The organism is Bradyrhizobium sp. CCBAU 25360, from assembly GCF_028128695.1.
Lineage (GTDB): Bacteria > Pseudomonadota > Alphaproteobacteria > Rhizobiales > Xanthobacteraceae > Bradyrhizobium > Bradyrhizobium ottawaense.
In genome coordinates, this window is the sequence record NZ_LBJA01000042.1 from 185,074 (window position 1) to 206,994 (window position 21,921).

Annotated in this window: 16 protein-coding genes and 1 pseudogene; 10 read left to right on the forward strand and 7 right to left on the reverse strand. The window is 64.4% G+C overall.

What is annotated here, in order from left to right:
- Positions 1-45: 45 nt before the first annotated feature.
- Positions 46-1,224, forward strand: coding sequence for an MFS transporter (locus tag XH81_RS25045; protein ID WP_038974270.1), 1,179 nt, complete (start codon positions 46-48; stop codon positions 1,222-1,224).
- Positions 1,225-1,441: 217 nt separating this feature from the next.
- The gene (locus XH81_RS25050; protein ID WP_028142985.1) at positions 1,442-1,867 is read left to right on the forward strand and encodes a hypothetical protein; all 426 of its coding nucleotides are present in this window, start codon (positions 1,442-1,444) and stop codon (positions 1,865-1,867) included.
- A gap of 146 nt (positions 1,868-2,013) precedes the next feature.
- On the opposite strand, the gene XH81_RS25055 is transcribed toward XH81_RS25050, so the two are convergent.
- Entirely contained in the window at positions 2,014-2,727 is a 714-nt protein-coding gene (locus XH81_RS25055; RefSeq protein WP_028142986.1) for a Crp/Fnr family transcriptional regulator, read from the reverse strand.
- Between the two features lie 807 nt (positions 2,728-3,534).
- On the opposite strand from XH81_RS25055, the gene XH81_RS25060 reads away from it, so the two are divergent.
- Together XH81_RS25060 and XH81_RS25065 are read left to right on the forward strand one after the other, a co-directional pair.
- Positions 3,535-4,002: a phasin family protein gene (locus tag XH81_RS25060; RefSeq protein WP_244439129.1), complete on the forward strand. Its 468-nt coding sequence runs from the start codon at positions 3,535-3,537 to the stop codon at positions 4,000-4,002.
- Positions 4,003-4,213: 211 nt separating this feature from the next.
- Entirely contained in the window at positions 4,214-4,429 is a 216-nt protein-coding gene (locus XH81_RS25065) for a hypothetical protein (RefSeq protein WP_028142988.1), read from the forward strand.
- Positions 4,430-4,635: 206 nt separating this feature from the next.
- On the opposite strand, the gene XH81_RS25070 is transcribed toward XH81_RS25065, so the two are convergent.
- Positions 4,636-5,643, reverse strand: coding sequence for a LysR family transcriptional regulator (locus tag XH81_RS25070; protein ID WP_028142989.1), 1,008 nt, complete (start codon positions 5,641-5,643; stop codon positions 4,636-4,638).
- Positions 5,644-5,877: 234 nt separating this feature from the next.
- Between XH81_RS25070 and purU the strand changes: the two genes are divergently transcribed.
- From purU to XH81_RS25090, 4 genes and pseudogenes are all read left to right on the forward strand, one after another.
- Complete coding sequence (purU, locus tag XH81_RS25075; RefSeq protein ID WP_038974267.1) at positions 5,878-6,750, forward strand: formyltetrahydrofolate deformylase; 873 nt, start codon at positions 5,878-5,880, stop codon at positions 6,748-6,750.
- A gap of 16 nt (positions 6,751-6,766) precedes the next feature.
- Positions 6,767-8,047: an aminomethyltransferase family protein gene (locus XH81_RS25080; RefSeq protein WP_028142991.1), complete on the forward strand. Its 1,281-nt coding sequence runs from the start codon at positions 6,767-6,769 to the stop codon at positions 8,045-8,047.
- A gap of 7 nt (positions 8,048-8,054) precedes the next feature.
- Positions 8,055-8,963 (forward strand): bifunctional 5,10-methylenetetrahydrofolate dehydrogenase/5,10-methenyltetrahydrofolate cyclohydrolase, encoded by a 909-nt coding sequence (locus tag XH81_RS25085; RefSeq protein ID WP_028142992.1) that lies wholly within the window; start codon positions 8,055-8,057, stop codon positions 8,961-8,963.
- A gap of 269 nt (positions 8,964-9,232) precedes the next feature.
- A pseudogene (locus tag XH81_RS25090) lies at positions 9,233-10,434 on the forward strand (MFS transporter).
- A gap of 71 nt (positions 10,435-10,505) precedes the next feature.
- Here XH81_RS25090 and XH81_RS25095 read toward each other — a convergent pair.
- The 3 genes from XH81_RS25095 to XH81_RS25105 are packed head-to-tail and all read right to left on the reverse strand — an operon-like array spanning position 10,506 to position 13,963.
- Positions 10,506-11,090, reverse strand: a complete 585-nt coding sequence (locus tag XH81_RS25095; RefSeq protein WP_028142993.1) for a DUF1254 domain-containing protein — start codon at positions 11,088-11,090, stop codon at positions 10,506-10,508.
- Positions 11,087-11,665: a DUF1214 domain-containing protein gene (locus XH81_RS25100; RefSeq protein ID WP_028142994.1), complete on the reverse strand. Its 579-nt coding sequence runs from the start codon at positions 11,663-11,665 to the stop codon at positions 11,087-11,089. The genes XH81_RS25095 and XH81_RS25100 overlap by 4 nt, the downstream gene beginning before the upstream one ends.
- Before the next feature lie 9 nt (positions 11,666-11,674).
- Entirely contained in the window at positions 11,675-13,963 is a 2,289-nt protein-coding gene (locus XH81_RS25105) for a transglycosylase domain-containing protein (RefSeq protein ID WP_018315809.1), read from the reverse strand.
- Between the two features lie 294 nt (positions 13,964-14,257).
- Between XH81_RS25105 and XH81_RS25110 the strand changes: the two genes are divergently transcribed.
- Positions 14,258-14,773, forward strand: a complete 516-nt coding sequence (locus XH81_RS25110) for a YcgN family cysteine cluster protein (protein ID WP_018315810.1) — start codon at positions 14,258-14,260, stop codon at positions 14,771-14,773.
- Positions 14,774-14,936: 163 nt separating this feature from the next.
- Entirely contained in the window at positions 14,937-16,520 is a 1,584-nt protein-coding gene (locus XH81_RS25115) for an MDR family MFS transporter (RefSeq protein WP_028142995.1), read from the forward strand.
- A gap of 4 nt (positions 16,521-16,524) precedes the next feature.
- Here the strand turns inward: XH81_RS25115 and XH81_RS25120 are convergent, their stop codons facing one another.
- Together XH81_RS25120 and XH81_RS25125 are read right to left on the reverse strand one after the other, a co-directional pair.
- Positions 16,525-18,225 carry an alpha/beta hydrolase gene (locus XH81_RS25120; RefSeq protein WP_038974265.1) on the reverse strand — a complete coding sequence of 567 codons (1,701 nt, stop codon included), beginning with the start codon at positions 18,223-18,225 and terminating at the stop codon, positions 16,525-16,527.
- 27 nt (positions 18,226-18,252) lie between these two features.
- Positions 18,253-21,831 carry a GAF domain-containing sensor histidine kinase gene (locus XH81_RS25125; RefSeq protein WP_097668816.1) on the reverse strand — a complete coding sequence of 1,193 codons (3,579 nt, stop codon included), beginning with the start codon at positions 21,829-21,831 and terminating at the stop codon, positions 18,253-18,255.
- Positions 21,832-21,921 lie beyond the last annotated feature (90 nt).

Consider the following 21,921-nt stretch of genomic DNA (forward strand, 5'->3'; position numbering starts at 1 on the left):
GAGGCGAGCATTCGGAGCTTGAGCGGGGGGGCGCTGATTGCGGTGATGTGTATCGGCCAGCTCGGCAATCTGCTGCCGCACGTCACGCTGTCGGCGAATTTGGCGCAGCATCTGATGCCGGCGTGGGGGCTGTCTGCCGCCGAAGGCGGGCTGATGGCGAGCGGCTATGCGTTCGGCTACATGCTGGCGGTGCCGGTGCTGACGACGCTGACCGATCGCATCGACGCGCGGATCGTGCTGCTGTGGGGCTCCATCGTTAGCGGACTTGCGACCATGGCCTTCGGCATTTTTGCCCAGGGGTTCTGGTCGGGCACACTGATCTGGTCGCTCGCAGGATTGGGCTTCGCCGGCGCCTACATGCCGGGGCTGAAGGCGCTGACGGACCGGTTGCCTGCCGGCGACACCTCGCGGGCGGTGACGCTGTACACCTCGAGCTTCTCGGTCGGCGTCGGCCTGTCGTTCCTGGTTGCGCAAGTCCTCGCCGATCGCTGGGGATGGCGGACCGCGTTCTACGTCACCGGCGTCGGCCCCATCGCGATGGTGGTTGCGTGCCTCCTGATCGAGGGCCGCCGGCCTGTCCCGAAGACGGGGCGGCTGCTGAATTTCGCGCCTGTCTTCGCCAATCGCGAGGCGCTCGGCTACATCCTCGGTTACGGCGCGCACTGCTTCGAGCTCTATGGCATTCGCACCTGGCTGGTCGGGTTCTGGACCTTCGTCGTTGCGCATCAGGGCGGGCCGTCCTGGATGACGCCCGTGCTGATGAGCTTCTGCTTCGCGGTGATCTCGATGCCCGCAAGCATCCTCGGCAACGAGGCAGCCCTGAAGTTCGGACGGCATCGCGCCATCACGGTGGTGATGATCGCGTCGGCCAGCGTCGCGCTCGTGATCGGCCTCAACGCAACGGCACCGGCATGGGTGCTCGCGCTGCTGCTGATGCTCTACGGCCTGACGGTGCCGGCAGATTCGGGTGCGTTGACCGCAGGGATGTCGGCCGCGGCAATCTCCGAGCATCGCGGTGCAACGCTGGCCCTGCATTCCACGGCCGGCTTCGGCTTGTCAGCCGCCGGCGCATGGGGAACCGGCGTCGCGCTCGACATGGCCGGCGGTCCGCAGAGTGCGAGCGGCTGGCTGCTGGTGTTTATCGTTCTGGCAGCCGGAATCGCGCTGGGGCCGCTGGCGCTGCTGTGGTCGCGGCGGGACCTTGCCGGCAAGCAGCCATCGTGAGCCCACTTGCTTCGGCATAGAAGCCCTACGCCGGATTGTTCCCCGCGGGCGTGACGACTTTCGATGGTGGCGCTCCGCCATCGCCGGCGCTGCGGCTTCGCCACGGGATCTTCAGCCTCGGTTTTCCACACCCACGACCCGCAGTATCGAATTGCGCGCTCAACCTACTAGCGATCGATAATTTGCCAGCGCGGTCGGGCGCAGCTTTGATGACGGCATGAGCACCAAATCACGCGAGGTCATCTGGAGCGGCCGAATTCTGGGTGCGGAAATTTCGGCCAAGCACGCGCGCGAGGAGGCCAAAAAGGCCGTTCGCGAGGCCGACCGCGCCGAAGCCGAAGCCTGGTCGGTCCGCATGGAAGGTTACGGTGGTCCCTCACAGCCCTCGCCGACGATCGGCCAATGCCTGAACGGCGGCATGGGCTGGCTCGAGGTCGAGTGCAACAGGTGCAAGGCGCGTGCGAGCCTGCCGCTCGACGCAATCCGCCGTCCCCGCGATACGCCGATCTGGAAGCTGGAAGCCTCGCTCAAGTGCCGGTCATGCCGAAAGGGACGTTCCGCGCCGCCCGTCCACATGATCAAGCTGACGGCCACGCGAAGCATCACGCCGTACAAATGGGTGCATCCGACCGAGGAGAGATAGTCAGACGCTGCGACGGCAACAGCCCGCGCGCCTTGTCGACCTCTGCCCCCTGGCGCCGGATGTCTATCCTCGCTTTGGCGTCGGCACTTCGGGCTAAACCGGTCATCGTCACGGTCAAATGTGCCTCAGCAGAACCAAACGCGAGTTCAGGCTGGATCGATAGAAAAGATATCGTCGACTTCGAGACGCATGGTGTCGCGGCATTCGCACGCCGCCGCTGCGAGCCGCGATGGGTCGATCTCGATTTCGCCTCGCCGTTCAGATCTGATCGCTCCGGAAGCACGCAGATTGCGCATCAGGAGCGTCACCGTCGTCCGTCGCACACCCAGTATTTGCGAAAGCGTCTCCTGCGTGAGCGGGAGGACGTCGTGGTCGACGCGGTCGTGAAGATGGAGCAGCCAGCGTGCCATGCGGGCTTGGACCGGATGCAGCGCATTGCAGGCTCCGCCGATTTGTAGCTGTATCAGCATCGCCTTGAAGTGAAGCTGGACAGCGTGGCGGATCGCGGGGCTACGGCTAAAAGCCGCGTGGAATCGCGATACGGGGATCCGCGAGGCGGTGCCGGCTGCACGAACGACGGCGGTAACGGCCGCAGGGGACGGCCCCAGAACGGAAAGGGTGCCTACTGCTCCCTCGCGCCCTATCGCAACGCTGGCGACCGTCTGCCCGTTCGCCATGTCGATCATCACCGAAATGGCCCCACTATGAGGGAAGAGGACGTGCTCGGTCTGGTCACCCGCCCGCGAGATGACCGCGTCCCGATCGAGCGCGACCATCTCCAGCTCGGATGCTAGCAGACCGAAATCTGCCACCGGTAGGGCTGCGAGAAGTCGGTTACCAATTCCGCTGGGATGCGTCACCGTAGCCCACCGCGAACCGCATTTCGAGCGGCACAGGACGGCAAACTCGAACTTTGTTTGAAACCGCGTACGCCTCGCGCTCCGAAATCGAATCCAGCCGCGTAAGCTCTCAGTTTCAAAAATAAAACTCCGAACACACGCGGCCGCGAGGCGACGTTTTGTCTTACGCCATCATTCAGGACTTAGATTCAAGCGCTGTGTGGCACAATTGCAAAATGCGTATGGGTAACACCATAGGGGTTCCAATTTCCGGGGCGCGGCAAACGCTGCGGTGAGAGAGTTGCGCGAACCATGCCCTTCACCGCGATCGGCGCGATGATGAGCACAAGCTACTGAAGGGGCCGTTCAGGAACTCCGCCAGCACACTCCGCCGGTTTCGTTTGGTCCGAAAGTAGCCCGTGAGCGATAGGCAGGGTGAAGCAGAAGGGTAGCGGCTCGAGGCTTGCAAGCTACCGTCGCCGGCACGTCGCGTGATGTCCGTTCTTGCGCAAACGTAGCGCATCCCAACGCAGCTAGCGCGAAGCTCCTTTGCAAGGCTTGCGCTGAGGAAGGAACTTCCTGCCCCTTGCGGTTTCCCTGTTATGCACAGTCACTCCCCGACATACCTTCGTCTGTGTTGACAATCCCAAAAAAAGTTTGAGCGAGAGTCACAAACCGAACCGACTTCCCGCTTCTCGCAGCCCAAAGTCGTGCCGGGTCGGGGCTGGATCAAGGCTCATCCAAAATCTGATCGAACACGGAGCGTGAGCTCTCGTGACGCAAGCGAGCGTTGCGAGGAATGCTTTCGCTTGAGAAAGGAAATGTTGCGTGACTGAAAGCCAAACGAAACTGCCGCCGAACGGAACGAACGTTTTCGCGATGCCATGGTTGGATTTCTCGAAGGTCATGTTGCCTGGCGTGGGGCGCGAGCTTGCCGAGCAGGGCCTCGCCCGCGCACGGGAAGGCTGCGAGAAGATCAAGGCCGCATCGGAAGAGATGACGCAGACGCTGCGTGAGACCTATTCGAGCAATGCGAGATGCACGACCGACTACGGGCTCAAGGTGTTCGAAATCTCAAACGCCAATGCCGCTTCTGCGCTCGATTTCTTCGTCCATCTGTTCGGCAGCAAGTCCGCGACCGATGCCTATACATTGTCGGCGGCGCACGCGCGCAAGGCTTTCGCCACCGCCTCTGACCAGAACAGGGAGTTGTGGGGGCTTGCCCAGAAGCTCGCGACGGAAACGGGTGAGCCGATCAGGAAGCACTTCACCAGGGTCCTCCACCCAGGCGGCTAAAAGCGCGCGTTCAATTTCACATTCGGATTCGTTTGAAGAGGAGATCCGGCTGGTTGGAACACGCCCAACTGAGCGAGCACGCCCCACTGCCCCATGCTCGACCAACAAGGTGCGCGATGCCTCTCGGGCCTCGCACCGACGAGAGGCGCATTCCAACCGGCCGGTGCTTTTCTGCAAACCACAACAAAGACAAATCGCAAGGGAGGGCAACATGGGAATGGTCATGGTCAAATGTCCACAAACCGGACACGCGATTCCCACCGGCATCAAGACTGATCGCGAGAGCTTTGGACGCCGCGCGGTGTTTTTCTCCCGCACCCGGTGTCCGATCTGCCGCACCGATCACGCGTGGTTCGCGCGGGAAGCCTGGGTCGACGAGCCGGCCACCCGCACCGCGAACTGGCGTCTGGCACCGGAATATGGATGAAATGGTCGCCGGCGCCCTCATTGAAAGGCACCGCGTCAAAGACGACATGACGGATGAGTTGGTGCTGGCGGACCACGGCTCAGGGTCTCGATCTTTCCAGCAGCGTTAAATGCCAAGACCGCGTTCACTGCATTTTCCCCGCTGATGTACGAGATCACTGTCCCACCGTGCGAAGGTTGAAGATCGTCCAGCTCGGCAGCGGGGTGTTACCGCAGCCGTGAGGCGATCGTTGTCGCAGACCGCCCGGCGACGGGTGCCGCGGCTTTGGCGCGCGACTTGGCATAATCGGCCGACATCGCCAGCGCGGGGTCGCGGTCCCGGAGCTCCTCGGCCACGATTGTTTGAAGCCATCGCACGGCGGGTTCGTTGTCCATCCGCCGGTGCCAGTGCTGCTTCAACTCGATGAGAGGTATCGAGACCGGCGGGGGCAGCAGCTTCAGCCCGGCGTTCGCGTACCAGGCCCCGAGCGAGAACGGCACGGTGGAGATCATGTCGCTCGTCGCAATCAATTGCGGCACGCTCATGAAATGCGGCAGGTGCAGCACGACGCGGCGTTGCAGCTTGAGCTCGCGAACGCGCCTTTCGAAGATCTCCTGACTGCGCCCCTGCTGGTTTACGACGATATGGTCCGCGGCGAGAAACTGTTCGAGCGAGAGGGTGTCGCCGATCGTTGGATGATCCTTTCGGACGATGCTGGTGAAGGGATGATCGAACAGGTCCTCTGTCACGATGTTCGGACCGACGAGGTCCGGAAAATAGCCTATCGCCAGATCGATCTCGCCGCTTTCGAGCGCGTCTTCCAGATCCTCGTGCGACGTCGGCAGGCACCGCAAGCTCGCTCCGGGAGCCATGCTGCGAATGCGTTGGAGGATCGGCGGGATGAAAATCAGGACGCCAATATCCGAGGTTGTGACCGTGAACACGCGGTCGCTCTCTTCCGGCACGAAACGCGGCTTGCGGAGTATCTGCTGATCGACGGTGGACAGCACTGTCCGCACGGCCTCCGCGATTGATTCCGCGAAGGGCGTTGGCCGCATGCCGCGCCCGGTCGAGAGAAACAGGGGATCGCCAAAGAAATCCCGCAGCTTTCGCAGACCGGTGCTGGCCATCGGCTGGCTCATTCCGAGCTCACGGGAGAGCGCCGACAGGTTCTGGGTGCGGAAGAGCCCGTCGAGCAGCAGAAGAAGGTTCAGGTCGAGCCGTCTGATATCCATCACATGGATAGCTTGTATTGAATAATACCGGATTTTCAATGACGGCTTTATGCGCGATGGTCTCCGCAACGCCCCCGCAGGGGCGACTTTGGGAGTGAAATCAAAGCCGTAGGTCGCCGGCCGTACAGGCTGGTCCAGTCCCCTTCCTCAGTCAGACTCTCACCTTTCCCACATCCGCTCACCGCGTCGGTGCGTCGGACCACGACCGCGCGTGGCGCGAGGAATCGTCCGTAGATGCAGCCTGAACTTGCTGGAAGCTCTCAATACATCCTGACCCTGTCATGCCGCGATGTGCCTGGGATTGTGGCCGACGTTTCGCGCTGTCTGTTCGAGAACGGCGGCAACATCATCGAGGCGGCGCAGGTCGACGAGATCATGAGCGAACGCTTCTTCATGAGGGTCGGTGTCACACTGTCGGAAGGGGGCGCGCAGAAGGCGCGAGCAGGCCTTGAGGTCATTGCCCGGAGGTTCGGCATGGAGTGGAAGCTCCGATCCCAGGCCGAACGCAAGCGCGTGCTCCTGTTCGTCTCCAAATTCGATCACTGCCTGGGCGATCTCCTCTATCGCCACAGGCTCGGCGAACTTCAGATGGATGTCGTCGGAATCGTTTCCAACCATCCGCGTTCGGCCCTTGCCGTCAGTCTCGTCGGCGACATCCCTTTCCATCACCTTCCGGTTACGAAGGAAACCAAGATGAAGCAGGAAGCGCAGATCAAGGCGCTTGTCGCGATGACGAATGCCGATCTCGTCGTTCTCGCGCGTTACATGCAGATCCTCTCGGATGATCTCTCGCGCCATCTCCATGGCCGTTGCATCAACATCCACCATAGCTTCCTGCCGGGGTTCAAGGGCGCAAAACCCTATCACCAGGCGCACGCGCGCGGCGTGAAGCTCATCGGAGCGACCGCGCATTTCGCGACGAGCGATCTGGACGAGGGGCCGATCATCGAACAGGACGTCGAACGGGTCAGCCACCGCGATACGCCGGACGATCTGGTCCGAAAGGGGCGCGACATCGAACGGCGTGTCCTTTCGCGCGCGGTCCATCTCTTCCTCGAGGACCGCGTCATCATCAACGGCGATCGAACGATCGTCTTCTCTAATTGAGAAACGGAGCACGACGATGTCGACCCCCAAGGGCATGCGCAAGACACCCGAAGGCTATTTCACCTCGCGTTGGGGCCTTCCCGAATACACGGACTGGATCGACGAGAGCATGTCGTGGAAGGAGACCTGCGCGATCGGCGACTGGTCGTTCCTCTGGGAGCGGCGCTTCAAGGGACCCGATGCCCTGAAGCTCTTCTCGGATACTTCCGTCAACAGCTTCCAGAAGTTCGACATCCGTCAGTCCAAGCACGTCGTCCATACGACAAAGCAGGGAAAAGTCATCGCCGAGGGCATCCTCACGCGGTTGTCCGAAGACGAGTTCATGTTGTTCGGGCGCGGCACATTCTGGGTCGACTACATCCGCCGGCACGGCGACTACAGGGTGACGTCCGCAGCCGATGACTGGTTCAATTTCCAGGTCCAGGGGCCGACGTCGCTCGCGCTTCTTGAAAAGGTCGCGAAGCAGTCGCTGCGAGACGTCAAGTTCATGCATTCGGGCGAGATCGAGATTGCCGGTTGCAAGATGCTCGCGCTGCGACAGGGCATGTCTGGCGAGATCGGCTTCGAGCTTCAGGGGCCTATGGGGCAGGCGGCGGCCGTCTACGATGCCATCGTCGCTGCCGGCCAGGAGTTCGGCCTGCGCCGGATAGGCGGCCGCGCGATCTTCATCAACCATCTCGAGGCCTGCTTCCCGACGATCGTCACCGACTACATGCCCGCGATCTTCGACGAGGACATGAAGGAGTATCAGGATGAGTTCCGCGCAGCGATGCCGGGGTTCGCGTCGACCTTCAACATCGCAGGCAGCTTCCAGTCGGACGACGTCCGTGACTGGTACCGGAGCCCGGTCGAGCTGGGCTGGGCCAAGAACATCAAGTTCGATCATGAGTTCATCGGACGCGCGGCGCTCGAGGACGAAGTTGCCCATCCAAAGCGCGTGATCCGCACGCTCGTCTGGAACGGAGACGACGTGGCCGACGTTCACGCCTCCCTCTTTCAGAAGGAGCATGACCCGTACCAGTACATGGAGATGCCTCGCGACCAGCGCGGCTTCATGTACGCCGACCGCGTGCTGAGTGGCGGAAAGGACGTCGGCGTGACGACGTCGCGGGGATATAGCTACTTCTTCCGCGAAATGTTGTCGCTCTGCACCATCGACGTCGATCATTCCGAGATTGGCAATGAGGTCGTCGTGGTCTGGGGCGAGCCCGGACGTCGGCAAAAGCAGATCCGCGCGAAGGTGGCGCCGGCGCCCTACAAGAAGGACAACCGTCGCGCTGATCTCTCCAAGGTCTGACCTGCCCATGTCCGCGCGCATCATCGATGGAAGGGCGCTCGCTGCCGAGGTTCGGAATGAAGTGGCCAAAGGCGTCGCCGCCCTGGTTGCCGGCGGCGCGGCGGTCCCGGAGTTGGCCGTCGTGCTGATCGGCGACGACCCCGCCAGCCACGTCTATGTCTCGAACAAGGTGCGGCAGACCGAAGCTGTTGGCATGCGATCACGCCGGTTCGTGCTCGCTGCGGACACGCCGGAGCGGTTGTTGCTCGACTTGATCGAGCAGTTGAACCGCGATCCCGCGGTGAGCGGGATATTGGTTCAGTTTCCGTTGCCCCCTCAGATCGATGCCGCGCGCGTCGTGACGGCTATCCGGCCCGACAAGGATGTCGATGGATTCAATCCGTTGAACGTGGGGCGGACGGCCGCCGGAATGGAAGGCGCCTTGGTTCCGTGCACGCCTCTAGGCATCCTGCGTTTGATCAAATCGGTGCACGACAACATCGCCGGCCTCGGAGCACTGGTTGTGGGAGCATCGAACGTCGTGGGCCGGCCGATGGCGCGGCTGCTGTTGCAAGAGATGTGCACGGTCTCCATCGCGCACGTTCGGACCACCGATCTGGAACGGCGCTGCAGGGAAGCCGACATCCTCGTTGTCGCAACCGGCGTTCCAGGCCTGATCCGCGGTCATTTCATCAAGCCAGGCGCAACGGTCATCGACGTCGGCATCACTCGCATCAAGTCCGGTTCAGGAACCCAGAGGCTTGTCGGCGATGTCGCTTTCGACGAGGCGATTGAGGTCGCCGGCGCGATCACGCCTGTCCCGGGCGGCGTCGGGCCGATGACCATCGCGTGTCTGCTCGCCAACACGTTGGGCGCGGCCCGAATGGAAGCCGCCCGGTCGAAGGCGAAAGAGGCGGACGTGACGTCGGCTGCCTGACTGGAGCCCCGGACCAAACTGCCTGGCGAGAATTGGGCGGCCGAGTTGCGGTCGCCCAAGCAGAGATATTCGAAAGCGTTTACAAAAGGGGGAGAACGAACGTGACGACACAGGTCCTGGACGCACCGCAGCAGCGGGTTATCGACATCGGTTCGCTCGCAGAGGAGGGGACGTGGAACGCCTCGCGAAAGCAGGTGCTCCTGCTCTGCGCTCTCGCCATCGTCCTCGACGGTCTGGACAATCAAATTCTCGGCTTCGCCATACCATCGATGATCAAGGAGTGGAGCGTCACGCGCAGCGATTTCGCTCCGGCCCTCGCGTTGGGCTTCGTGGGCATGACGATCGGCACGCCGATCGGGGGCGTCGTCGGCGACTGGCTCGGACGCAAGGTTGCCCTCATCGCATCCGTCTTCCTGTTTGGTGCGGCGACCTTTGCGATTGCGGTCGCTCATGGTGTCGGCGAGGTCGGCTTGTATCGTTTCCTGGCGGGCCTTGGACTTGGCGGTGCCCTTCCGGCGGCGACCGCGTTGACCGCAGAATTCACGCCTAGGCGGAATCGCAGTCTTTCCGTGATGCTGGGCATTGTCTGCATCCCCATCGGAGGCATGTTGGTGGCCTGATCGCCGCTCAGCTGCAGCCCGAATATGGTTGGCGCATGCTCTTCGTGGTCAGCGGCGTGTTGCCGGTGATCGTCGCAGCGGTCCTGATGTTCGCACTGCCGGAATCGCCGCAATATCTATTGGCGCGTGGCGCTGACATGGAAAGGGTGGCGAAATCCGTTCGGATCCTGGACCAGGCCGCTGCCGCTTCCAAAGCCTTCATCGACCGGCGCGACGTCGGTGTCGAACGTGCTTCGCTCACCGCATTGTTCACTGGCGGATTTCGTCGTACGACGACGGCGCTCTGGATCGCGTTCTTCTTCTGTTTGTTGCCGGTCTACGTCCTCTACGCGTGGGCTCCCACTCTTTTGACCGGCAAGGGTTTTGACGTGCAGACGGCGAGCTTCGGTCTGGCACTGTTCAACTTCGGGGGCGTCGGTGGCTGCATCGTCACCGGTTGGGCGATCGGCAGGTATGGAACGCGCGTTGCGATCCTGACTGTTGCCGGCGCAGCAACCTTCGGCGCAGTGATCCTGGCATCGATACCGCTATCGACCGAAACCCAGCCGCTGCTCATGGCTCTCTTGTGCATCGAAGGCTTCTGTCTGCTCGGCGCGCAGGGCTCTCTCTATGCGCTGGCGGCCCACATCTATCCAACCAACGTCCGGTCGACCGGTGTCGGTGCGGCCGCCGGCTTCGGCCGAGCGGGGGCCATTGTCAGCGCGTATATCGGCACATTCGCACTCAACTACGGTGCGACCATGTTCTTCGCCGTCATCGCCTTCTGCGTCGCGATTACGTTCATCGCGGTGGCGGTCATCGATATGCATCAGGCCGCGATGAAAGCCGAAACGGCGAGTTCCGGCATCTGAGGAGATGCATCCGCTACTGTGCATGGGGTTGTTTTCGCGCTTTTGTTTTGCGAACGCCTGAACAGCCCCGCTCAGCGCCGGCCGCGCGGCGCCTCGGCCTTGGCCGGCGGCTCGGTCTGCGGGCCGCAGCTCGCGGCCGCAAGCGTCGCCTGCGCCTGCGGCATCAGGCCGGGCTCGGGGGCGAGCGCCTTCATCACGATCAGGCCGGTGGTGCTGGGGGAATCGATGATCAGGCGGTCGGCGGCGGTGACCTCTTCGTCCTCGGGCAGCTCGTTGTGCTGCGCTTCCGTCATCAGGTCGAGCTCGATCACCTTGCGGCCCGCCGAGCGGTCGTTGATGGCGTAATAGGCGATCTCGTTGCGGGTGTAGAACGACACCGAGGTGTAGGCCTGGCTCACCGGCACCGTCAGCTTGATCGGCCCGCTTGTGAGGTCATACCGGCAGATCGCCAGCGCAAAGGCCGGGTCCATGAACGGCATCGGTGACGTCTGCGGATCGGCGAGGGGAAGCTGGCTGACGCCATTGAGCTTCGTCATCGGCGTCAGTCGCGAATAGGCATCCTGCGTCGCGATCCGCGGCAGCGCCAGCACGCTGACGAGGTGGACCACGAGGCCCAGCACCACGCCGGCAACGACGGTGAACAAGAGGCGGATCATGAGCAGCCCGCCGTCGTGATGGTGGGCATCGGCGCATCGCGCTGGGTGCGCGTGGCAACGCCGACCGGGGTGTCGTAGAGCCGCAGCATCAGGGCGTAGCGCTCGATGCCGCCGGTCGGCAGCCAGTTGCCGGCGCGCGAGCGCGAGGCGATGCGGATCTCGAACGAACCGTCCGACTGCCGCACGATCTCCTGGCTGGTGAAGCCGTAGCGGGCAAGCGAATTGGCGACGAGATGGCCCTTGCGGTCGTACAGCGTCAGCGTCCAGAATCGCGCCGGCGGCGTCACGCCGGAGACGATCACGTCGCAGCGGCCGTCGAGCGCCTTCTTCTTGTCGTCGGTGGTGGCGGTGAAGGCGACGCCGTCGCCGGTGCCGATCGGCAGCTCGCCGTTGCGCACGATGGTGGCGCGCGAATAGGGATCGACGTCGGCGGTGCCGGTGCGCGGGCGCGCGGTCCAGGCGCCGATGGTCAGCGCGCCGATCTCGGTGCCGCGCGTCGTCGTCATCCAGGTCGCGCCCAAGCCGACCACCGTCGCGAGCAGAAGGGCCGTCAATGTGATCAGGATCAGCCGCACTTGTTTCGATCAGTTCTTGCGCGGGGCGGAGGCGTTGGCATTCTCTTCCGCATAGTTCTGCGGGAAGGCGAGCGCGCTCGTCGCCGAGGGCGGCCTCGCCGCCTTGGTGTCGGCATCGGCCGATTTCTTCGCCGTCTTGGCAGCGTCATCCAGCAGCTTCTCGACGCGCACCAGGATGTCGGCGCCGCGCTTGGTCAGCACCGGCGGCGGACCCGGCTTGGTCTCCAGCACCTTCGGCGCCGCGTTGGCCTGCGCGTTGCTCACATGCTGCGGCGGCAGCTTCTGGCCCATGCCGATGCCGGGGATCTCCCGGACCTCGACGCCCTGATGCGCCGCGAGCATGATGTCGTGCCAGGTCTGCGCCGGCAGCGAGCCGCCGGTCATGCGGTTGGTCGGCGAGTAGTCGTCGTTGCCGTACCAGACCGCGCAGGTGAAATTGCCGGTGTAGCCGACGAACCAGGCGTCGCGATACGCGTTGGTCGTGCCGGTCTTGCCCGCGGTCGGAATGCCGTCGAGCGCGGCACGGCGCGCGGTGCCTTCGCTGACGACGTGGCTCATCATGCCCGCCATGTCGGCGGCCACGGAGGCGGGGATCGCCTGCCGCGGCTTCGGCCCGTCGCGGTCCCAGCGCCAGACGAGGTCGCCGGCGCCGGTGCGCACTTCGAGCACCGAATGCGGCGTCACCGCCTTGCCGCGGTTGGGGAAGGTCGCGTAGGCGACCGCGTGCTCGAGCACGGTGACTTCGTCCGAGCCGATCGGCAGCGACGGCGTGTCGGGCAGCGGCGCCTTGAGGCCGAAGCGGCGCGCGACTTCGACGATCTTGGCGCGGCCGATCTTGGCCGGGTTCGGCGCCTTCGGCTGCTCCTTCTGGCCGATCGCGATCGACAGCTTCACCGGCACGACGTTGATCGAGCGCGTGATCGCCTGCGTCAGCGTCACCGAGCCGGAATAGGAATGGCCATAGTTCTGCGGGCACCAATTGCCGATGCAGACCGGGCCGTCGACCACGATCGAGTTCGGCGTAAAACCGTTCAGCAGCGCGGTGGTGTAGACGTAGGGCTTGAACGAGGAGCCCGGCTGGCGGTAGGCGTCGGTGGCGCGGTTGAACTGGCTGGCGCCATAGTCGCGGCCGCCGACCATGGCGCGGATGCCGCCGTCGAGATCGGACACCACGGTCGCCGCTTGCGTTGCGTGATAATCGCGGCCGAACTGGCGTAGCTGGTTCTCGACCGCGTCTTCGGCGGCCTTCTGCACGTTGGTGTCGATGGCGAGGCGCACCACGAAGACGCGCTCGGTGTAGGACTTCGGGAAAGTGTCGACCAGCTTGCGCATCTCGTCGAAGGCGTAGTCGAGATAGTAGTTCGGCGAAGCCTCGTCGCGGCGATCGACCGCGAAGGCCGGATTGCGACGGGCGCCGAACACCTGGCCCTCGGTCATGAAGCCGGCATCGACGAGGTTGTCGAGCACGACGTTGGCGCGGGCGCGGGCGGCGGGCAGGTTGATGTGCGGGGCGTATTTGGTCGGGGCCTTGAACAGGCCGGCGAGCATCGCAGCTTCCGCCAGCGTCACGTCGCGCGCGGACTTGTTGAAGTAGAAATGTGCCGCGCCGTCGACGCCGAAGGTGCCACCGCCCATATAGGCGCGGTCCAGATAGAGCTTGAGGATCTCGTTCTTGGTCAGGCGCCATTCCAGCCAGACCGCGAGGAAGGCCTCGTTGACCTTGCGCTCGATGGTGCGCTCGTTGCTGAGGAACAGGTTCTTGGCGAGCTGCTGGGTGATCGAGGAGCCGCCCTGGCGGACGCCGCCGGCCTGCGCGTTGGTCACGAGCGCGCGCGCGGTGCCGGCGATGTCGATGCCGAAATGCTCGTAGAAGCGACGGTCCTCGGTCGCCAGCGTCGCCTTGATCAGCACGTCCGGGAAATCTTCCAGCGGGATCGAGTCGTTGTGCTTGATGCCGCGGCTGCCGATCGGGTTGCCGTAGCGGTCGAGGAAGCTCACGGCGAGATCGGACTTCTTCAGCCAGTCCTCGTCCGCGGTCTCGCGGAAGGCGGGGATGGCGAGGGTGAGCATCACGACCAGGCCGCCGAGGCCGAGGGTGGCGGCCTCCGACAGCGGCTCGATGAACACCCAGCGCTTCCAGCGCCCGACATAGAAGCGGTCCATGAAGGTCGAGTAGCGCTCGTAGAGCTCGCGGATGCCCTTGGCCGAGGAGAACAGCGAGGAGTCGATGCGCGCATCGAGGTCCAGGAAGAAATTCCGGACCTTCTGCTTCCAATGCGGTGGTATGATCTGGCGCACCTAGAACCCTTGAGGCTTGGTTCGAAAGCGTTCAAGCACCCGGCCGGGGGCGGCATCGAGACGTCTTGAGGGAATGTTGCGGCAAACCCAAGGCGCCCGGCCAGCATCCGAGGGGCTTGCTGTTCCTTCTAGCCGAGCGGGGCCCATAAACCAATGGTCACGCTCGCGATTTTGAACAACAGGCCTAATTGACCCCGGATCATTACGGGCCTCAAAGGTGGGTTGCTTGCACCACCCCGGCCGCACGCCCTAGATGGCTCGAGCCGTAGCTCTTTCGAACTTTTGTTGAGGCGCATGACCGCAGTTCCCAAACGACCTTCAGGCCAGGAAGGATTCTTCTGGAAAACCAAGACGTTGGAAGAGATGTCGGCGGGCGAATGGGAAAGCCTGTGCGACGGCTGCGGGCGCTGCTGCCTGAACAAGCTCGAGGACGAGGACACCGGGCAGATCTATTTCACCCATATCGGCTGCAAGCTGCTCGATGGGATGAGCTGCGCCTGCAAGGACTATCCGAATCGCTCCGACAAGGTTCCGGACTGCGTCCGCCTGACGCCAGCCAATGTCCGCACCCTGAACTGGCTGCCGCCGAGCTGCGGCTACAAGCTGGTCGCCGAAGGGCGCGATCTCTATTGGTGGCATCCGCTGGTCTCCGGTGATCCCAACACCGTGCATGACGCCGGCGTCTCCGTGCGCGGACGGGTGGAAGGCAGCGAGGACGAGATCCCGGACGAGGAACTCGAGGACCACATCGTGCAATGGCCGGCGCTGCTGCCGAAACGAGCCCGCCTGAAGCGACGTCCGAAGGACTGAACCGCCGTCAGGTCTTGCGCGGCGATCACGTCTTCGGGATGGCCCGGGGGCGGGATGCACCCATGCGCCGCGGTGCCTGCCCGGGACAAACTTTGCTGTCTACATTGGGCTGCATAGAACGAATCCTTTGCGGCGTTGTGCCGCCACACGGCATCCGAGCGAGATGAACAAGTTCGACCGGCAGAGCAGTTCTGCCGACATCCAGACTTTGCCTGACGATATCGCCGAGGAGCTGTCCCGGCTTCCGAGCGAAGTCATCAGCGTCGATGACGCGCCGTCGATCGCGCCGCCGGTGCCGCTGTCACAGGACGAGGTCCGCACCATCGTCATCAGCCTGATGCTGACGATGTTCCTGGCAGCGCTCGACCAGACCATCGTGGCGACCGCGCTGCCGACCATCGGGCGCCAGTTCCAGGACGTCTCCAATCTCTCCTGGGTCATCACCGCCTATCTGCTCGCCTCGACCGCGGTCGCGCCGGTGTTCGGCACGCTCAGCGACATCTACGGCCGCCGCGTCATGATCATCATCTCGCTCAGCCTGTTCGTGGCGGGCTCGGTGCTGTGCGCGATCGCGCCGAACATGCCGATGCTGATTTTGGCGCGCGGCCTTCAGGGGCTCGGCGGCGGCGGCATCATGCCTGTCGTGCAGACCGTGATCTCCGACGTCGTCTCCCCGCGCGAGCGCGGCCAGTACCAGGCCTATTTCTCCAGCGTCTGGATGGTCGGCGGCATTTTGGGCCCGGTCATCGGCGGCGTGTTCGCCGAGCATCTGCACTGGTCGATGATCTTCTGGATCAACCTGCCGCTCGCGGCCGCCGCCATCGTGATGCTGCTGCCGAAGATGAAGAAGATCCCGGTGTTCCACCGCAAGCGCAAGGTCGACTGGCTCGGCGGCGTGCTGCTGATGGCCTCCGCCGTCGTCTTCATGCTGGTGCTGACCTGGGGCGGCACGCGCTATCCCTGGCTGTCGCCGACCGTGCTGGCGATGGTGGGCGGCGCGGTCGCGCTCGCGGTCAGCTTCGTGTGGCACGCCCGGCGGGCCGACGAGCCGTTCCTGCCGTTGAAGCTGCTGACCGGATCGGTGGCGCCGTTCGCGCTGACCGCCGGCGGCTGCGGGCTCGGTGCGATCACCGGCCTCACCGTGCAGCTGCCGCTTTATTACGAGTCGGTCTACCACCTCACCGCAAGCGAGGCCGGCCTTGCGCTGATCCCGCTCGCGGCGGTCTCGACCGTCGGCGCGGCCGTCGCCGGTCGCACCATGGCCCGTGCAAAACACTACAAGCGCGTCGCCATCATCGGCACGTCCTGGGCCGCGCTGTGCGGCCTCGGCCTCACGCTCACCACTCTGCCGCTGTGGGGCTTGCTCACGCTGATGGCGGCGTTCGCGCTCGGGCTCGGCACCACCTTCCCGGTGTGCGTGGTCTCGCTGCAGAACTCGGTGGCGCGCCCGCAGGTCGGCACCATCACCGGCGCGATGAACTTCTTCCGCTCGCTGATGTCCTCGTTCACGGTCGCCGCGTTCGCCGCGATCCTGCTGGTCGCGCTCGGCATCGACGTTCCGCTCGCCGGCGAGCACCACGCCGCGGGCGCCGTCGCCATTCCCGCTGAGGACATGCGCCACGCGTTCCGCTACGTGTTCGGCGCCGCCACCGCGCTGATGACCATTGCCGCGCTGTGCCTGATCGCGATGGAGGAGCGGCCGCTGGCCGGTCCCGCCACGGCGCAGCCGGTGGAGATGGCGGAGTAGGCGCCTAGCCGCCGCGGTCGGAATCGTCGTCGATATTGCTCGCGCCCGTCGTCCGGGCTTTCGCCGCAAGCTGCTCTTTGAGCTGTGCCAGCGCCTCTGCGGACCAGTCATGGACATCGGTCACTGCGATCCAGGCATCGACATAATGCTCGGGCGCATAGACATGGCCAAAGCCCATCGGCGTGTTGGTCGCAACCGCCATGTCGAGGGCGAGCTGGAGCATCGTCACGATCGGATACCATCGCAGCTCCGGTGACACGTCCGGCCCGCGCGGCGCGCTCATCCAGGCCGGGGCCTGGTAGGCATCGCGATAGGCGAAGAACGTGATCGCGTCGCTGGCATATTGCAGGTAGACGACGCGCATCGGACCCCACGGCGCGTCTGCCGGAACCGTCGATCCGTTCTGGTTCATGAAGCGCACGAAGCGGTTGTCGCGGAATTCCGGCAGCCACGCCGGCGATCCCGGATTGCGGTTCGCCGTGATCGAGCGCCACAGGCGGCTCTCGAACGGCGCCCCGCTCCATAGCGCGCCGGCAATGGGATCGCCGATCATCTCGAACAGTTCCGCGGATTTCTCCGAGTTCATGGCGCCGAGGCTCAGCCCGTGCAGATACAGCTTCGGCCGCCTGTCCCTCGGTAGCGTCGTCCAGTAGCCGTAGATCTCCGCGAACAGCGCGCGCGCCGCCTCCGCGCCGTATTCGGGCTGAAACAACAGCGACATCGGGCTGTTGAGATAGGAATACTGCATCGCGACGCTGGCGACGTCGCCATGGTGGAGATATTCGACCGTGTCCATCGCAGCAGGGTCGATCCAGCCGGTGCCGGTCGGCGTGACGACGATCAGGATCTTGCGATCAAAACCGCGCTGGCGCTTGAGCTCCTCGAGCGCAAGCCTGGCGCGCGCCTGCGCGGTGGCGCCGCCGGCGAGGCCGACATAGACCCGGACCGGGTCCTGCGCCGGCCTTCCGCTGACGGCGCTGATCTCGGTTGCGTTCGGACCCGAGGCAATGAACCGGCGTCCTGTGCGTCCGAGTTCGTTCCACTTCACCAGCGACGCCGGGCTTCCGGTCCGATCGGCGGCGGTCGGTTGCGGCCGCTCGGGCTCGTGCAAGGCGTCGAGTTCGCGGAAGGACGAATCGAGTGCGCGAAACGCCGTGTTGATCAGGACATTGCTGGCGATCGACCAGAGCAGCAGGCCTGCGGCGAGTACGCCGATGACGTTGGCGAGTTTCCGCGGAATGACGCGCCTCGTATGCGTGGCGAGGAAGCGGGCGAGGAGTGCGAACAGCCGTCCCAGCACCAGCAGCACGACGAAACTGACCAGGGCGATGACGCAGACCTTGAGCGGATGCGCGGTCTCGACCGGCGCCATCTTCATCACGGCGCGGATCGAGTTCTGCCATTCGGCTGCGCGCCACAGGAAGACGATGACGACGAGCAGGCAACCAACTGCCGCCAGCGCATTCGCAATCGATCTGGCGCGCGCCGAAGGCTCGGGCAGCTCGAGATAGTGCCACAGCCGCCGCCACAGCACGCCGGCGAAATAGCCGATCGCAAAGCAGCCGCCGGCGAGGACACCTTGCGTGAGATAGCTCCTGGGGATCAGCGTCGGCGTCAGTGCAGCCGCGAAGAACAGCGCACCGAGCATGAGGCCGACGCCGGATAGCGAGAGGAGTTGTCGCCGAATGAACCGCGCCAGATTCATCAAAACGCCTCCCGGGCGAAGTTGTCCTCAGGGCTTGTCCGAAAAGCTGCTCTTGCGCGGCAGCACAATCGTGAATTCGGTGAACTCGCCGGGCGTGGTCGCGACGTCGATCGTGCCGCCATGCTGCTTCACCACGATATCGTGGCTCATCGACAATCCGAGGCCGGTGCCTTCACCGGCCGGCTTGGTGGTGAAGAATGGATTGAACATCTTCTCCTTCACCTCGTCCGGGATGCCCGTGCCGTTGTCGCGGATGCGGATCTCGACGTGATCGCCGCGGTCGCGGGTCGCGGCGGTCACGACCGGCTCGTAACCCGTCGCCGCGGTCTCCGCCTTGCGCCTGGCGACCGCATGGAATCCGTTTCCGATCAGGTTCAGCAGCACCCGGGTGATCTCCTGCGGGAACACATCGGCCGAGCCTGCCGCCGGATCGAGCTCGCGCTTCAGCGTCACGTCGAACTGCGGCTTCTCGGCCCGTGCGCCGTGATAGGCGAGGTTGAGGCTCTCCTCGACCACGGCGTTGACGTCGCTCAACCGATGCTCGCCGCCGCCCTCGCGCGAATGCAGCAGCATGTTCTTGACGATGGAATCGGCGCGCCGTCCATGCTGGACGATTTTCCCGAGATTGTCCTTGAGAAGCCCTGTGAGTTCGTCGACTTCGCTGCGGACATCACCGGCGAGCGTCACGGGCGCGAGCACCTCGTTCAGTTCGTCGGTCAGCTCGGCGGACAGCGAGGCAAAATTGTTGACGAAGTTGAGCGGGTTCTTGATCTCATGCGCGATGCCGGCGGTGAGCTGGCCGAGGGAGGCGAGCTTCTCGGTCTGGACCAGCCGATCCTGCGCCGCGCGCAAATCGTCGAGCGACTTCGCAAGCTCCCGCGTGCGGTCCTGCACTTCGTCGAAGAGGCGCACATTCTCGATCGCGATGACGGCTTGGTCGGCGAAACTGGTAACGAGTTCGATTTGCTTTTCGCTGAACGGCCGGATCGCGCGACGGGCGAGAACAATAGCGCCAACAGTGCTGCCTTCGCGCAGCAGGGGTACACCCAGGAAGCTACGCGGATTTCCGCTCAATTCCTGGCCTTCAAAGGAGTAATCGGGGTCCTCGAGCACATCGGTGACATGAACAACCTTGTCGCCGAGCAGAGTCCTGCCCGTGATGGTACGCCTATCCGGCCGGACCGGAAGATCTCTTACATATTCGACGAATTTGGCTGGAAAGCCGTAGGAGCCCGCCCGGAAATAGGTGCTGCCGGATTTGCGGGTAATCGCCGCCATGTCGGCCTCGCACAGTCGCGTCGCCGATTCGACCAGCGTATCGAGCACGGCCTGCAAGTCGAACGCCGAGCGGCTGATAACCTTGAGCACGTCGGCAGTCGCCGTCTGTTGTTGCAGCGACTCGGTCAGATTTTCGGTGCGCTGACGCAATTCACCGAGCAGCCGCGCGTTCTCGATGGCGATCACGGCTTGCGCCGCGAACTGCTTCAGCAAGGTGATCTGCTTCTCCGAGAAGGGTCGGTTCTCCTGCCTGAAGATCATGACGTTGCCGACCACGCGCTCGTCCTGGAGCAGCGGCACCGCGAGCAGGCAGCGGGCGCCGCCGAGATCGACCAGCGCCCGACGGTTCGGCTCGCCGCTGCGATAGACGTCCGACTCCAGCAGGTCGACGATTTCGACGAACGGTTCGCCCTTCAAAAGACGCGCCGGCGCAGTGGCCGGACCATAGTTGAGGGGCGCCTTGCGCCGGAATTCATCGTAGGCAGGCGGCAGGCCGTAAGTGGCGGCCGTGCGGAACTGCATGCCGTCGTAGGTGTTGAGCACGCCGAAACTGGCGCCGCAGAGCTGCATTGCCTTGCTGAGCATCGCCTCGAACACCGGCGCGAGATCCCCGGCCGATCGGCTGATGACGCTGAGCACCTCCGATGTTGCAGTCTGCTGCTCCAGTGACTCTGCAAGTTCGTGCGTCCGCGCCTGCACCTCGTTGAACAGGCGCGTGTTCTCGATGGCGATCACGGCCTGGTCGGCAAAGGTCTGGAGCAGGGCGATCGCCTTGTCCGGGAAAGGACCGGCCTCGGGCCGCGTCACGCCAATGGTGCCGATCGCAACGCCGTCGCGCAGCATCGGGATCACGAGGATGCTGCGATAGCCTCTGGTGCGCGCCAGCTCCTTCATGGCGTCCGTGAGGTCGCCTTCGTTCTGCATGTCGCTGCGGAATGCGAACTTTCCGCTCGTCGCCACCCGGCTGTGAATGCCGGATGCCGCCAGCGGCGCCGGGAATGAGCTGAGCAGATCCGCGTTGCCGGCCTCGTTGTCGGTGGTGAAGGCCGCCAGGTGCAGCAGGCCGTCGATGACGCGGGTGACGGCGGAGGAATGTCCGCCGATCAGCGCCTTGGCGCTGTCGGAGATGGCCTGGAACACCGGCGTGACGTCGGCAGGCGAAGCCGCGATCACCTTGAGGATGTCGGCGGTCGCGGTCTGACGCTCCAACGCCTCCCGCGTCGCATTGAACAGGCTGACATTCTTGATCGCGATCACCGCCTGATCGGCGAAGGTCTGCAGCAGCCGCACATGATGCTCAGTGAAGGCGCCGATCGCACGGCGCGTCGTGATGATGATGCCGATAGCTTGGCCCTCGCTCATCAGCGGCGCGAACAGCATGCTGCGATAGCCGCGGGCGCGGGCGATGTCGCGGGCGGCCGGCTCGAGCTCGGTGTCGGGCAGTTGCGCCGCCGCACCCTTGGCCACGAGCTGGTAGGGCGGGAACTGCGCGAACGGCACCGGGAACGAGGCCTGCAGCACGCGATCGCCGGCCGGATCTGTCGGCGTGAAGGCGGCAAGGTGCGCAGCACCGTCGACATAGCGCAGCACGGCCGTGGAGAAGCCACCGATCAGCCGGTTGGCGTTGGCCGCAATGGCCTCGAACACCGGCTGCACGTCCGAGGGCGAGGCCGCCATCACCTTCAAAATGTCCGCCGTGGCGGTCTGGCGCTCCAGTGCCTCGCGCGTCGTGTTGAACAGCCGTGCATTCTCGATCGCGATCACGGCCTGGTCGGCAAGGGTCTGGAGCAGCTGCACGAGGTCGGGCGTGAACGCGCCCGGCTCGGCGCGGGTGACGCTGATCATGCCGACCGGCGTGCCCCGGTTCATCAGCGGCATGAACAGCACGCTGCGGAAGCCGCGCAGCCGTGCCAGATCGCGGTTCAGCTGCGGCACGTCGGCGGCTTCGCTGTCGGGAAACTGGATCGTCTCGCCGCCACGTACCAGCGCAAAGGTCGGAAACTCCGCGATCTTGCGCGGGAATGACGCCTTGAGCCCTTCGTCCGCTTCCGGACTGGTCGGCGTGAACGCCACGAGATGCAGCTCGTCGCCGATGAATTGAAGCACGGTGGCGGAGAAGCCGTCGAGCAAGCGCTTGGAACTCGACGCGATCGCCTCGAACACCGGCCGGGCATCGGAGGGCGAGGCCGCGATGGTGCGCAGAATCTCGGCGCTGGCGCTTTGGCGATCCCGCGCAGTCGCGAGCTCACTGCGCAGCTGCGCGTTCTCGGCTGCGGCCGACAGCAATCGGCGCTCGAGTTGTTCGATTTCGTTGGAAGGGGACGTCATTCCTGATCCGGCTCGATGCCGCGACATGCGCGGCACCTGCCCGGATTATCACATCTTCCGCGCCCTGAGCCAGCGGTTGCGGCGGAGGCC